Annotated in this window: 12 protein-coding genes and 1 riboswitch; of the genes, 3 read left to right on the forward strand and 9 right to left on the reverse strand. The window is 65.0% G+C overall.

Annotation, left to right across the window (positions count from 1 at the left end; all coding sequences use genetic code 11):
• Positions 1-57 precede the first annotated feature (57 nt).
• The 5 genes from BJY26_RS12915 to aceE all read right to left on the reverse strand — a co-directional run bounded on the left by BJY26_RS12915 (position 58) and on the right by aceE (position 6,676).
• Positions 58-306, reverse strand: a complete 249-nt coding sequence (locus tag BJY26_RS12915; protein ID WP_179428651.1) for an acyl carrier protein — start codon at positions 304-306, stop codon at positions 58-60.
• An 80-nt stretch (positions 307-386) separates the two neighbouring features.
• Positions 387-1,406 (reverse strand): beta-ketoacyl-ACP synthase III, encoded by a 1,020-nt coding sequence (locus BJY26_RS12920; RefSeq protein ID WP_179428652.1) that lies wholly within the window; start codon positions 1,404-1,406, stop codon positions 387-389.
• Positions 1,403-2,335 carry an ACP S-malonyltransferase gene (locus tag BJY26_RS12925; RefSeq protein WP_179428653.1) on the reverse strand — a complete coding sequence of 311 codons (933 nt, stop codon included), beginning with the start codon at positions 2,333-2,335 and terminating at the stop codon, positions 1,403-1,405. Before BJY26_RS12925 ends, BJY26_RS12920 begins: the two co-directional genes overlap by 4 nt.
• 46 nt (positions 2,336-2,381) lie before the next feature.
• Positions 2,382-3,659, reverse strand: coding sequence for a PucR family transcriptional regulator (locus BJY26_RS12930; RefSeq protein ID WP_179428654.1), 1,278 nt, complete (start codon positions 3,657-3,659; stop codon positions 2,382-2,384).
• A gap of 260 nt (positions 3,660-3,919) precedes the next feature.
• Positions 3,920-6,676 carry a pyruvate dehydrogenase (acetyl-transferring), homodimeric type gene (gene aceE, locus BJY26_RS12935; RefSeq protein ID WP_179428655.1) on the reverse strand — a complete coding sequence of 919 codons (2,757 nt, stop codon included), beginning with the start codon at positions 6,674-6,676 and terminating at the stop codon, positions 3,920-3,922.
• Between the two features lie 299 nt (positions 6,677-6,975).
• On the opposite strand from aceE, the gene BJY26_RS12940 reads away from it, so the two are divergent.
• The 3 genes from BJY26_RS12940 to BJY26_RS19415 all read left to right on the forward strand — a co-directional run bounded on the left by BJY26_RS12940 (position 6,976) and on the right by BJY26_RS19415 (position 9,024).
• Positions 6,976-7,401: a DUF3052 domain-containing protein gene (locus BJY26_RS12940; RefSeq protein WP_179428656.1), complete on the forward strand. Its 426-nt coding sequence runs from the start codon at positions 6,976-6,978 to the stop codon at positions 7,399-7,401.
• Complete coding sequence (locus BJY26_RS12945; protein ID WP_179428657.1) at positions 7,401-7,892, forward strand: redoxin domain-containing protein; 492 nt, start codon at positions 7,401-7,403, stop codon at positions 7,890-7,892. The genes BJY26_RS12940 and BJY26_RS12945 overlap by 1 nt, the downstream gene beginning before the upstream one ends.
• 409 nt (positions 7,893-8,301) lie before the next feature.
• On the forward strand, positions 8,302-9,024 hold the full coding sequence (locus BJY26_RS19415; RefSeq protein WP_308191276.1) for a transglycosylase family protein: 723 nt from the start codon (positions 8,302-8,304) through the stop codon (positions 9,022-9,024).
• Positions 9,025-9,111: 87 nt separating this feature from the next.
• Here BJY26_RS19415 and ribH read toward each other — a convergent pair whose 3' ends face one another.
• From ribH to ribD, 4 genes are read right to left on the reverse strand one after another with little or no spacing between them, the layout of a single operon-like run.
• Positions 9,112-9,612: a 6,7-dimethyl-8-ribityllumazine synthase gene (ribH, locus tag BJY26_RS12955; protein ID WP_179428658.1), complete on the reverse strand. Its 501-nt coding sequence runs from the start codon at positions 9,610-9,612 to the stop codon at positions 9,112-9,114.
• A complete protein-coding gene (ribB, locus tag BJY26_RS12960; protein WP_179428659.1) occupies positions 9,609-10,865 on the reverse strand; it encodes a 3,4-dihydroxy-2-butanone-4-phosphate synthase in 1,257 nt (418 codons plus the stop codon). Before ribB ends, ribH begins: the two co-directional genes overlap by 4 nt.
• Positions 10,862-11,455, reverse strand: coding sequence for a riboflavin synthase (locus BJY26_RS12965; protein WP_179428660.1), 594 nt, complete (start codon positions 11,453-11,455; stop codon positions 10,862-10,864). The genes ribB and BJY26_RS12965 overlap by 4 nt, the downstream gene beginning before the upstream one ends.
• Positions 11,456-12,529: a bifunctional diaminohydroxyphosphoribosylaminopyrimidine deaminase/5-amino-6-(5-phosphoribosylamino)uracil reductase RibD gene (ribD, locus tag BJY26_RS12970; protein WP_179428661.1), complete on the reverse strand. Its 1,074-nt coding sequence runs from the start codon at positions 12,527-12,529 to the stop codon at positions 11,456-11,458. It abuts the gene before it with no gap.
• Between the two features lie 66 nt (positions 12,530-12,595).
• Positions 12,596-12,721, reverse strand: a riboswitch (FMN riboswitch).
• Positions 12,722-12,726: the final 5 nt, after the last annotated feature.

Genomic DNA, 12,726 nt, shown 5'->3' on the forward strand with positions numbered 1-12,726 from the left:
TGACTCTAGCCCGAGCCCGCGCGGTGTCTCTTGCGCACGGGCCTCGGCGGCGGACTGTCAGTCCTGGGCGTTTTTGATGTATTTGACGGCGTCGTCCACCGTAGCGAGATCCTTGACCTTGTCGTCGGGAATCTTCACGCTGAACTTTTCTTCGGCGTTGACCACGATGGTCATCATCGAGATCGAGTCGATGTCCAGATCGTCGACGAACGACTTGTCCGGCTCGACGGCTTCGACGGCCAGACCGGTCTCTTCATTGACGATTTCGGCGAGGCCGCTGAGGATTTCTTCTTCGGAATATGCCATTGTGCTTCCTTTATCTTGTGGTCGTGCGTGTTATTCGCGATTGCTTTATTACTGTGGTGAACAAGTCCCCGGGAGGGATACTACGGCAGCACCACCACTTGTGCGCCATAGACAAGCCCGGCACCGAAGCCGATTTGCAAAGCAAGTCCTCCGTGCAAGCTTGGGTTTTCACGCAGCAGGCGCTCCGTGGCCAAGGGAATCGAGGCCGCCGACGTATTTCCATTATCGGCGATATCGCGGCCGATCGTGACATGGTCGGGCAGTTTCAATTGCTTGGCCAGTTCGTCGATGATGCGCATGTTCGCCTGGTGAGGGATGAACGCGCTGAGATCGGATGCTTTGATGCCGGCGACCTCGAGCGCTTCCTTGGCGACCTTGGCCATGTCCCAGACCGCCCATCGGAAGACCGTGGGCCCCTCCTGGCGGAGTGTCGGCCACGGCGTGTCCTTGTCGTCGCGCCAGTCGAGGCTGGACGACGTGACGCTGATCGTGTCCCAATTCTCACCCTTGGAACCCCACACGCTCGGCGCAATCCCGGGCGTGTCGCTTCGAGCAATTACTACGGCGCCGGCGCCATCGCCCAGCAGGAATGAAATGGTGCGGTCGGTCGGATCGATGAAGTCGGAAAGCTTCTCCACGCCGATGACCAGGATGTTATCGGCCGCTCCGGCACGGACCATCGCGTCGGCCTGGGCGATTCCGTAGCAGTATCCGGCACACGCGGCCGAGATGTCCCACGCCGGAACGGGACCGGTACCAAGCTTTGCCGTCAAGAACGAAGCGGCGGACGGCGTCGGGTACGGAAATGTGACAGTGGCAACAAGAATCGCGCCGATGTCCGCCGGTGCCAGTCCGGCGTTGGCGATGGCTTCGATTGCCGCCTCTTCAGCCATGTCGACGACGCCGACGTCCTTGGGGGCGCGACTGCGGGTGATGATACCGGTGCGCTGACGAATCCACTCGTCGGAGGAATCGATGGCTTCGACCAATTCGGAATTCGGCACCGACTGTTCGCCGCGGCTGCCGCCGATTCCCACGATGCGCGAGTGCTTGGCGGTCTTCATCTGGGAAAGCGTCGGCTGATGGTGCAAAAGACTCATGAGCGGTCCTCAGGGTGGATGTGCCGCGCGACGAATTCGCGGGCCGAATCAAGGTCGTCCGCCGAATTCAGCGAAAACCGTTCGACGTCCTTCAAGCCGCGCTTGGCCAAGCCGCTCAATGTGCCGGCAGGAGGTAACTCGAGCAGTCCGGTCACGCCGGCTCCGGCCATCGTCTCCATACACAGATCCCAGCGGACCGGATTGGCCACTTGCGTCACGAGACTGGCCAAATAGTCCCGGCCGGAGTTGACGGTTCGGCCGTCCGCGTTCGACAAGAGCGGCACCGACGGATCGGCGACGGACATGCCGGCGGAGATCGCGGACAGTCGCTCTTTCGCCGGCGCCATGTGCTTGGTGTGGAAAGCGCCGGCGACCTTGAGCGGCATGACGCGCGCTTTGGCGGGCGGATCGTCCTTCAGCGCGGCGAGTTCATCGAGTGTGCCGGCCGCGACCGTCTGCCCGCCGCCGTTCGCATTGGCCGCCGTGAGACCGTGGCGGGCAAGCGTGTCCGCCACGTCGTTTGGTTCACCGCCGAGCACGGCGCTCATACCAGTCGGTACTTCGGCGGCCGCCGCGGCCATCCGGGCACCGCGTTCGCGCACGAACACCATCGCCTGTTCGGCCGTGAGTACGCCGGCGAACGCCGCCGCGGCGATTTCGCCGACCGAATGGCCGGCCGTGATGCCGGCGCGGTCGCCGTCGCCGAGAAGCACGTCGGCTGCCAAGATCCCGGAAGCGACGAGCAACGGCTGCGCGATTGCCGTGTCCTTGATGGTCTCTTCGTCGGATTCGGTGCCGTGTGCGACCAGATCGATGTCGGCGACTGCCGACAACCAGGTCAACCGGTCACGGAATCCGGGAACCTCGAGCCAGCTACTCAAGAAGCCCGGCTTTTGGGAGCCTTGGCCCGGGAAAACTAATGCAAGCACTATCCAACCTTCTCTTGTGGGACGCGGACGACCTCGATAACGACAGCTACCAACCTTGGGTGGAAGTTTTGGAGGGTGTGGACAAGGCGCCCTGTTGTTTCAACCGGCCGAGGACAAGCGCCGTTCGGACAACGTACGATTCGCGTGCGGCGGTCGGGTCCCAGCCGGAGACATCCGTTGCTTTGCGCAATCGGTATCGAACGGTGTTCGGGTGCACGAAAAGCTCCCGGGCAGTGGCTTCAAGAGAGTTCCCGCACTCGAGATAAATGGTCACGGTGTCCAATAGACTGCCGCCGGCATCGTCCAGCGGTGCGTAGATGCGGTCGATCAGTTCCCGGACGGCGACGCGGTCACCCGCCAAAGCCCGTTCCGGCCACAAATCGTCGGCCGAGACGGGCCGCGGCGCGCCGGGCCAACCGCCGACCGCGTGCCGACCGGCGAACGCGGCGGCCGCCGACGTACCGGCTTCGGCCAGCGAGGGGACAACCGGGCCGAGCACCACTTGGCTCGGACCGAATTTGTCGGCAAGCGCGGCGGCCGCCGTGCGGAAGTCCTTGGCTCCGCCCAGGACGACGATGAGCCTGTTTTCCTGGATGCCCACGAGCGCATCCTCGGCAACGCGGCGCGCCGAGCGCCGAAGGTCGTCGGTCAATTGCGGGGTGGGTCGGAACGGCGCCTGCCCGACTATTACTGCTACTTCGCCGACCGAACGCCAGCCAAGCGCGGCGGTGCGGGACGTCAGGGCATCGACCGATTCACCGCGGACCAGGGCGTCGACGACGAGCGCTTCCAGGCGAGCGTCCCAATTGCCGCGGGCTTCGGCTGCTCGGGCGTACACATCGGCTGCGGCAAAGGCTACCTCGCGAGAGAACAACAGAACCGCTTCGCGCAAGGACTGGTCCTCGTCGCCTTTGCCGAGGTCCGGCACGCGTTCTTCGACCACTTCGACGACGACGCGAACGAGCTGGAGGGTTTGCTGCAGCGTGATGGCGCGCGTCAATTCACGCGGCGCCGTACCGAAGATATCGGCCACGACCCAGAGCGGGGCGTCGGGTTTGCGGTACCAGTCGACGAATGACGTGATCCCCGCCTGAGCGACGAGTCCGACCCACGACCGATCAGCCGGCTGCATTGCCCGATACCACGGCAACGTCGAATCGAGTCGTTGAAGCGTTGCGGTGGACAGCTCGCCGATACCGGCCTTGAGGCGTCGTCCGGTGGCGGCGCGGTGACGGAGGGTGTCGCGGCCGCGACTTGCCGAGTCGGCTGCGCTGCGCTTCCCGGGGGCCTTTGCAGACTTCGGGCGCGCGGTGTTTTCGGGCATGGTCAGATCATAGTTGGTGATTGTAGTGAATCCACAATCGTGGTGGGGATTCCGACAAAACGGAAGGCACCGGGAGGCCCTCGCCGCCGTCAGTATCGCCGCAGCCCGCGCCGAGTGGTGGCCAGTGGCTGTCCGCTCGCGCCGAGTGGTGGCGAATGGCTGCGAAATCATTGATTTCGCAGCCATTCGCCACCACTCGGCGGGCGGGGCGGGGCGGCAACGACCATTCGCCACCACTCGATCCGGGGCGAGCCGGGAGTCTAGGAGTCGCCGCCGCCGTTGCCGGACGAACCGGCAGTCGCATCGTGCAGACGGTACTTCTCGACGGCCTCGGCAGCCTGCGCCCGATCGATGGCGCCGGCATTGGCCAGCGACAACAGTGCGCGGACGACGACGGACGGCCCGTCGATCTTGTAATGACGCCGCGCGGCCGAGCGGGTATCCGAGATCGCGAAATCGTCGGCGCCCAGCGACTGGAAGTCGGCCGGCACATACTGCCTGATCTGATCCGGGACGGCGCGCATATAGTCGCTCACGGCCACGACGGGACCGTCGGCGTCCTGCAGCTTCTGCGTCACATACGGCACGCGCTGCTCGGCGGTCGGATCAAGCAGTTGCGCCGATTCGGCCTCCATTCCGTCGCGCCGAAGTTCGTTCCACGACGTGACCGACCAGACGTCGGCACGCACGCCCCAGTCGTCCCTGAGCAGCTGCTGGGCCTCGAGCGCCCACGCCATGGCGACGCCGGACGCCAGCAGCTGGACTGCCGGGCCGGAGCCCTCGCCCGGGGCAAGCAGGTAGATGCCCTTCAACAAGCCTTCAACGTCGAGATTCTCCGGCTCCTTGGGCTGAACGATCGGCTCGTTGTACAAGGTGATGTAGTACATCTTGTTCGGGTCCTGGCGTGGATCGTCCGGATCGTACATCCGGGCCAGGCCGTCTTTCATGATGTGGCCGATCTCGTACCCGTAAGCCGGGTCGTACGTGATAACGGCCGGGTTCGTCGAGGCAAGCAGCGGCGAATGGCCGTCGCCGTGTTGCAAGCCCTCACCCGTCAGCGTCGTCCGGCCGGCCGTGGCGCCGAGGATGAATCCTCGCGACATCTGGTCGCCGGCAGCCCACATGGCATCGCCGGTGCGTTGGAATCCGAACATCGAATAAAAGATGTAGATCGGGATCATCGGCTCGCCGAGCGTCGAGTACGCAGTGGCCGCGGCCGTGAACCCGGCCATGGCCCCGGCTTCGCTGATGCCCACGTGCATGATCTGTCCGCTCTTGGATTCCTTGTACGCCAAGAACAATTCGCGGTCGACCGACACGTAGTTCTGGCCGTGCGGGTTGTAGATCTTCGCGGTCGGGAAGAACGAGTCCATGCCGAACGTGCGCGCTTCGTCCGGAACAATCGGCACGATGCGCTTGCCGAACTCCTTGTCGCGCATCAGATCCTTGAGCAGACGGACGAACGCCATGGTGGTGGCGATCTCCTGTTTGCCGGAACCGCGGGCCACCACCTCGTACGACTTGTCGCCGGGTAGGGCCAGCTGCTTATGTTCGGTTGACCGGGCCGGCTGCGCGCCGCCGAGCCGTTCGCGGCGTTCCAGCAGGTACTTGATTTCCGGAGCGTCGGGGCCGGGGTTGTAGTACGGCGGCAGATATGGGTCGGCCTCGAGCTCGGAGTCGCTGATCGGGATCGACAAGTGATCGCGCAGCAGCTTCAGGTCGTCGAGCGTGAGCTTCTTCATCTGGTGCGTCGCATTGCGTGCTTCGAAGTGCGGCCCGAGGCCGTACCCCTTGACGGTCTTGACGAGGATGACAGTCGGCTCACCGGAGTGCTCGACCGCAGCCTTGTAGGCCGCGTACACCTTGCGGTAGTCGTGGCCGCCGCGCTTGAGGTTCCAGATCTTCTCATCGGAGTAGTCGTGCACCATCTGCTTGGTGCGCGGATCGCGGCCGAAGAAGTTGTCGCGCACGAACGCGCCCGACTCGCCCTTGTAAGTCTGATAATCGCCGTCCGGCGTCGCGTTCATCAGATTCACGAGCGCACCATCGCGGTCGGCGGCCAGCAGCGGATCCCATTCACGGCCCCACACGACTTTGATGACGTTCCACCCGGCGCCGCGGAAGTACGATTCCAGTTCCTGGATGATCTTGCCGTTGCCGCGGACCGGCCCGTCCAAGCGCTGCAGATTGCAATTGATGACGAACGTGAGATTGTCGAGACCGTTGGTGGCCGCGGTCTGCAACAGCCCGCGGCTTTCCGGTTCGTCCATTTCGCCGTCGCCCAGAAATGCCCACACGTGCTGGTCCGACGTGTCCTTGATTCCGCGGCCGTCGACGTATTTGTTGAACAGTGCCTGGTAGATGGCGTTCATCGGGCCGATGCCCATCGATACCGTCGGGAATTGCCAGAACTCCGGCATGTGCCGCGGATGCGGATAGGACGGAAGTCCCGGCTTGCCGTCGACGACGTGGGAAGCCTGCTGGCGGAATCCGTCGAGGTCCGATTCGCTCAACCGGCCTTCCAAGAACGCCCGGGCGTACATTCCCGGGGATGCGTGGCCTTGATAGAACACCTGGTCGCCGCCGCCAGGATGATCCTTGCCGCGGAAGAAGTGGTTCATGCCCACCTCGTAGAGCGTTGCGGAGGAGGCATAGGTGGAGATGTGTCCGCCGACGCCGATACCGGGCCGCTGGGCGCGATGCACCATGACGGCGGCATTCCAGCGCAGCCATTTGCGGTACCGGCGTTCGACTTCCTCATCGCCCGGGAACCACGGTTCGAATTCGGGGCTGATCGTGTTGACGTAGTCGGTGGTCGTGACGCTCGGCACGCCGACATTATTGATGCGGGCCTGCTGAAGCATGCTCAGCATCACGTAGCGCGCGCGGGAGCGTCCACGTTCGCTCACGAGCCCGTCGAATGACTCGAGCCACTCGGCTGTCTCTTCGGGGTCGATGTCCGGAACCTGGCTCGGCAGGCCGTTCAGGATGGGCCCTGCGTCGTCGCGTGTAGCCACTCGGTTTCCTCTCGTAATTCGCGCTGGGGTCACCCGCGTCAGCTGTCAGGAAGTCGGCGCCCGGATGGTGTACGCGCACGCCGCACCCTCTATCGTTCCACTTACCGGGCCGGGAACGAAACGCAGCCCGCGGTCGCGCCCGCCTGAGTGGGCACGGCGCGGGCGGGTGAATGGGTACGGCACGAGCAGCTGAATCGGCTTCAATCGGTCGATTTACGTGCCGGGTGATCCGGACGGCGTGCGAGCGGGACGGCATCCGGCATACAGTGTTGCTAACTCTTGACGAAAGGAAGCGATAAGTGAGCGGGACTAGCTCCGCCCCGAACGCGGAGAAAAATCTGGCCGAACAACTCGGGTTCAAACCCGGCCAAATCGTTCAGGAATTCGGGTACGACGACGATGTGGACTTCGATTTGCGGGAGTCGATCGAAGCCGTGATCGGAGCCGAACTCGAAGACGAGGACTATGCGGACGTCGTTGACGCCGCAGTCTTGTGGTGGCGCGACGATGACGACGATCTGATCGATGGTCTCGTCGATGCGCTGACGGCGCTCGACGACGGGGGAGTGGTGTGGCTGTTCACTCCGAAGCCCGGGCGCGACGGGCACGTGCCCCCGGGTGAAATCTCCGAATCGGCGCCGACTGCGGGTTTGCACGTCACCTCGACCGTGAGCGCTTCTCCGGATTGGTCGGGTACCCGCTTGGTGAACCGCAAGATGAACTGATGCGCGAACTGGTCGGCTCACCGGCTCCGTTCTTCGCCCTCGACGATCAATTCGGACAGCGGCACACGCCGGGCGACTACGCTGGCACGTCATTGCTGATCGTGTTCTTTCCTTTTGCGTTCTCACCTATCTGCAGTTCCGAAATGGGTGAATTGAACGAGCTGGCCGGCGAGGCCGAGGGCCGCGGCGGCTGGTCGGTCGTGTGCATCTCCGCCGATTCGAAATACGCGCTGCGCGAATTCGGCGATTCCCACGAGTTGTCGCTGACGATGCTCAGCGACTTCTGGCCGCACGGCGCCGCATCCGCCCGATACGGCGCTTTCGATGCCGCAAGCGGGCGTGCCGGGCGCGGAACCGTCGTCATCGCCCCGGACGGAATCATCGACCAGGCCGAACTGTCCGACGCCGGGCATGCCCGAGACCTGGCAGGCTGGGTGCGAAGAGCTCGGACAATCGGCCTCGAATCGGGCTCGGCCGGTCGATCGGCGTGACGCGGCGGTGTCGCCTGCCGGCCGTTCCGACGCCGACTTTGCGTCGTGAAGGCACCCGCGACATGCCGAAATCGAGCTTCTTCAAAATTCTTATATAACTTTAAGATAACGGCGTCATTGCAGGTCAGCGCAATATAGTCTCTCTATGTTGCGATTAGGTAACGAACGAGGTTGAACTCTTGACTATCGTTCGCAGTTGATTGCTTGTACAGTCGGATGTGGCCGCAATTCATAGACGGCCGTTCGAAGAGAATTTGTTCTCTTCACGACATACCAACCGACGCTGCCGTACACCTCACGTCGTCCGCACGGCAGCCGTTTTGGAATTGCAAGTCAACCTGCATGGGAATGGACGACGGCGTGTGGAAGGTCGGGGACGGCCCGAGCGTAGGTGTCCTAACGGAGCATCGTGAAACTTAGTACCACCACACTTGGCCAGAAAGTCCGCATGGGCGTTGCCGTCGTCGCCTTGTCAGGCGTCGGCATGGGCGTTGCCGCAACCACGGCGAGCGCCACCACGTCCTCAGCGGGCGTCTGGGACCGCATCGCTCAGTGCGAGTCGGGCGGCAACTGGAGCATCAACACCGGAAACGGCTACTACGGCGGCCTGCAGTTCAACTTGAACACCTGGAAGGCATACGGAGGCCAAGGCTTGCCGTCGAACGCCTCGAAGTCGCAGCAGATTGCCATCGCCGAGAAGGTCCAGGCAGCACAGGGCTGGGGCGCTTGGCCGGTCTGCTCGCAGAAGGCCGGAGCCAGCGGCACCCCGGAGAGCCAGGGCGCCCCGCAGCCGCAGTCGGACAGCTCGGACAGCAGCAGCTCGCAGAGTTCGCAGAGCTCGCAGCCCGAGTCGGACAGCTCGGACAGCAGCAGCTCGCAGAGCTCGCAGCCCGAGTCCGGCAGCTCGGACAGCAGCAGCTCGCAGAGCTCGCAGCCGCAGACCCCGACGATCCCGACGGTCAAGGCCTCGGACAAGACCTACACGGTCAAGGGCGGCGACTCGCTGTCGAAGATCAGCAAGAAGCTCGACATCGAAGGTGGCTGGATCAAGCTGGCCGGTGCGAACAAGTCCACCGTCAGCAACCCGAACGTCATCGAGGTCGGCCAGACGCTGCACCTGCCTGCCGCGTAAGCAGCAGAACCCCCGCGAATGGTGGATAGGGGCCCGGTTACCCGTCGGTAACCGGGCACCTGTCCACCTTTCGTCGTTGTAGCACGATCAAGCGTGCAGGCGGTCGAGGGTCAAAGCCGTCACGATCGCGGCCTCGGCGGCTTCGGCGCCCTTGTCCTCGGATGATCCCGGCAGGCCGGCTCGATCGAGTGCCTGCTTTTCGTCGTCACACGTGAGCAGACCGAAACCGACGGGCACCCCGGTGTGCACCGAAACCTCCGTCAATCCGTTCGTGGCGGCCTGGCACACGTAGTCGAAGTGCGGCGTCCCGCCACGGATGACGACGCCCAACGCCACTATGGCCTGATATTTCCGGCTCGCCAGTACGGCGGCCGCCACACTGAGCTCGAAGCTTCCGGGAACTCGGACCAGCTCGGGATCGAGCCCGGCCTCGACGCACACACGCTGCGCTCCGGCAATGAGGCCGTCCATCACCTCTTCATGCCAGCTGGCGGCGACGATCGCCACCCTCATACGCCGGGGGATCACCGTCCCGTCGTCCAACGTTCCGCGCGAGATCCGGCTGGCTGCCCGTCCGGCATTGCTCATGACACGTGCCTTTCCGTCGTCGACAGGTCGAGGGTATGTCCGAGCCTGTCGTGCTTTGTCTTGAGATAGCGAAGATTCTCGGCCGTCACGTGGGCGGGCGTCCGGGCGACTTCGGCTACGTCGATCCCATCGGCGCGGAGCGTCCCTGCCTTGGCCGGGTTGTGCGTGAGCAACCGGATCCTCGTCGTGCCGAGGTCGCGGAGCATTGCCGATGCGGCGTGGTACTGACGAGAGTCGACCGGCAGGCCGAGCTCGGTGTTGGCATCGACGGTGTCGAGCCCGGCGTCCTGCAGCGCATAGGCCTGGAGCTTGGCGAACAGGCCGATGCCGCGTCCCTCATGGCCGCGCAAGTAGACCACGGCGCCGCGGCCGAGTGCGGCGATCTCGGCCAACGCCGTGTCCAACTGCGCTCCGCAGTCGCACCGACGCGAGCCGAACACGTCGCCGGTGAGGCATTCCGAATGCACGCGGACGGTTGTAGGCTCCGCCGATTCGGTCTCGAGGCCGAGGGTGATGGCCAGATGTTCGTCACCGGTTGACTGGTCGACGTACGCCGTCGCCTGGAACGTCGTGGCCGGATTGCCGGCGGACGACGGCAGCGGCACCGTTGCGCCCCGGCGCAACGGCGATTCGACCCGATAGCGATGGGCGACCAGGTCGGCGATGGAGATCATCGCCAAGCCGTGCTCGTTGGCAAATTCGCGCGTGCTCGGCGCGTCCATGATCGAGCCGTCGTCGTTCGTCAGCTCGCCGATGACGCCGGCCGGTACGAGGCCGGCCAGCCGGGTGAGATCGACTGCCGCTTCCGTGTGGCCGCGCCGCTCGAACACGCCGTGCTGAGCGGCGCGAAGGGGGAAGACGTGGCCCGGCCGGGTAAGGTCGTGCGGATCGGTGTCGTCGGAGGCCAGCAGGTTGGCGGTGCGAGCGCGATCGGCTGCCGAGATCCCGGTGGTGATCCCGGCTCGGGCATCGACCGATACCGAATAGGCGGTGCCCTTCGGGTCTTCGTTGGCAGCGGTCATGGGCGGCAGCGCCAGGGCATCGAGCCGGCCGCCGGGCAACGGCGCGCAAAGGACGCCGGACGTGTACCGGATGAGGAATGCCACGGTCTCCGGAGTGGCCAGCTGCGCCGAGAGAATGAGATCGCCCTCGTTCTCGCGCCCGGCGTCGTCGACTACGGCGACGGGCTTCCCCGCGGCCAGGCTCGCCAAGGCGTCGTCCACGGTGTCCAACCGGACGTCGTCGGCCGTCATGACCGTGCTCCCAGCGACTCGATGTATTTGGCGAGGATATCCACTTCGAGATTGCAGATGTCGCCGGCGTCGCGGGCGCCCAGTGTCGTCTCGCTCAACGTTGTGGGAATCAGGCCGACGTCGAACCCGTCGGCAGTGACATGCGCGACCGTCAATGACACGCCGTCCACCGTTACGGAGCCCTTCTCGGCAATATACCGCCGGAGTTCGGCAGGAACGTCGAACGTGACGGTATCCCAGTTCTCGGCGCTCTGCCGGGAACGCAACATCGCGACGCCGTCCACGTGCCCCTGCACGATATGCCCGCCCAGCCGTTGGCCGACGGCGACGGCGCGCTCGAGGTTCACGCCGGAGCCCTCGGCCAGGCTGCCGAGGCTCGACCGGTCGAGCGATTCCTTCATCACGTCGACGCTGAACGAGGTCGGCGTGAAGTCGGTGACCGTGAGACAGACGCCGTTGACCGCAATGGAGTCGCCGTGTTTTGTGTCGTCGGTGACGGCGGCGCATTCGATGGTCATCCGGGCGCTGTCGCCGGCCTGCGAGTCGATCCGTCGGACGCGTCCGACTTCTTCTACTATTCCGGTGAACACTTAAGCAATGCCTTCCTGTGAAACGGTGCGTGGTAGGTAAGTCAGGCGGACGTCGTCGCCGATGGGCGCTACATCGTGCAAGCGCCAGCGGGACGCGTCCCGCAGTGTGCCGACGCCGATGTCGCCGATGAGGGGCCGGCCTGTCCCCAAGAGCGTCGGGGCCACGTAGACGACGATCCTGTCGATCAGGCCGCGTGCCAGAAACTCGCCGGCAACGGTGGGGCCGCCTTCGAGAAGGGCTCCGCGGTGGCCGCGTGCGTACAAGTCGGCGCATAGTCGATCGAGATCGACGCGGCCGGCCGGATCGGCGCCGAACTCGTCGGTCGTGCCGATCAAGGTCGGTGCCCGGCCATTGCGGACATTTGCTTCCGGCGGGGTGCGGCCCGAGGAATCAATGACGACGCGCAGGGGCTGGTCGGGCAGTTCGCGGCCGTCCGGGCCGCGCCGGGTGAGCCGCGGATCGTCGTGCAGCACGGTGCCGATACCCGCGATGACGGCGTCCGCGCGACGCCGCAAGGTTTGGGCGTCCTGACGTGACGCCTCGCTCGAGATCCATTGCGAGGTGCCGTCGGCTGCCGCAATCCGCCCGTCGAGGGTGGCAGCGGCTTTGTAGGTGACGTGAATCCGCTTGGTCTCTTCGGCGATCAGCCATTCGTGATTGGCCTCGCGCGCTTCGGTCTCGCGGACGCCGCGCCGGACGGCGACGCCATGGGCCTCGAGCTGGTCGCCGCCGCCGGAATGGATCGGATCGGCAACGGCGAAGGCCACGGAGTCAATGCCGGCATCCAGCAGTGCCTGCGTGCACGGGGGAGTGCGGCCTTGGTGGCGGCACGGTTCGAGAGTGACGACTGCCGTGCCGCCGCGTGCGCGGTCTCCGGCGTTGCGCAGTGCGACGACTTCGGCGTGATCGCTGCCGGCGCGCGCGTGATATCCGCTGCCGACGACGTTCCCGTCGGCGTCCAGGATCACGGCGCCGACGCGCGGGTTCGGCGCGGTCAGCCCGGCTCCGCGGCGAGATTCGTCGACAGCCTGCATCATTGCCGCGTCGATAGCGGTCCGGCCGGCCGGCGTCATGCGCTTCCCCTTACCGCCCGGGGTGCGCGAGCATTCGCGGTCGTCGACGGACGACGGCGCGGTGCCGTGTGCTTCCTCCCATCCGGACTTTCACCGTCGGTTTCGGAATTTCACCGAATCAACCGTCCCGTATCGGGAGCGGGTCGCGGACTATCACCGCCGGCTCGGATTTTCACCGACCCCGGAGCACTCTGCTT

This window comes from Spelaeicoccus albus (assembly GCF_013409065.1).
Taxonomy (GTDB): Bacteria; Actinomycetota; Actinomycetes; order Actinomycetales; family Brevibacteriaceae; genus Spelaeicoccus; species Spelaeicoccus albus.

Coding starts and splice junctions, on each gene's coding strand:
- BJY26_RS12915 (WP_179428651.1), bottom strand. CDS start 306: ATGGCATATTCCGAAGAAGAAATCCTCAGCGGCCTCGCCGAAATCGTC.
- BJY26_RS12920 (WP_179428652.1), bottom strand. CDS start 1,406: ATGAGTCTTTTGCACCATCAGCCGACGCTTTCCCAGATGAAGACCGCC.
- BJY26_RS12930 (WP_179428654.1), bottom strand. CDS start 3,659: ATGCCCGAAAACACCGCGCGCCCGAAGTCTGCAAAGGCCCCCGGGAAG.
- BJY26_RS12945 (WP_179428657.1), top strand. CDS start 7,401: ATGCGCGAACTGGTCGGCTCACCGGCTCCGTTCTTCGCCCTCGACGAT.
- ribH (WP_179428658.1), bottom strand. CDS start 9,612: ATGAGCAATGCCGGACGGGCAGCCAGCCGGATCTCGCGCGGAACGTTG.
- ribB (WP_179428659.1), bottom strand. CDS start 10,865: ATGACGGCCGACGACGTCCGGTTGGACACCGTGGACGACGCCTTGGCG.
- ribD (WP_179428661.1), bottom strand. CDS start 12,529: ATGACGCCGGCCGGCCGGACCGCTATCGACGCGGCAATGATGCAGGCT.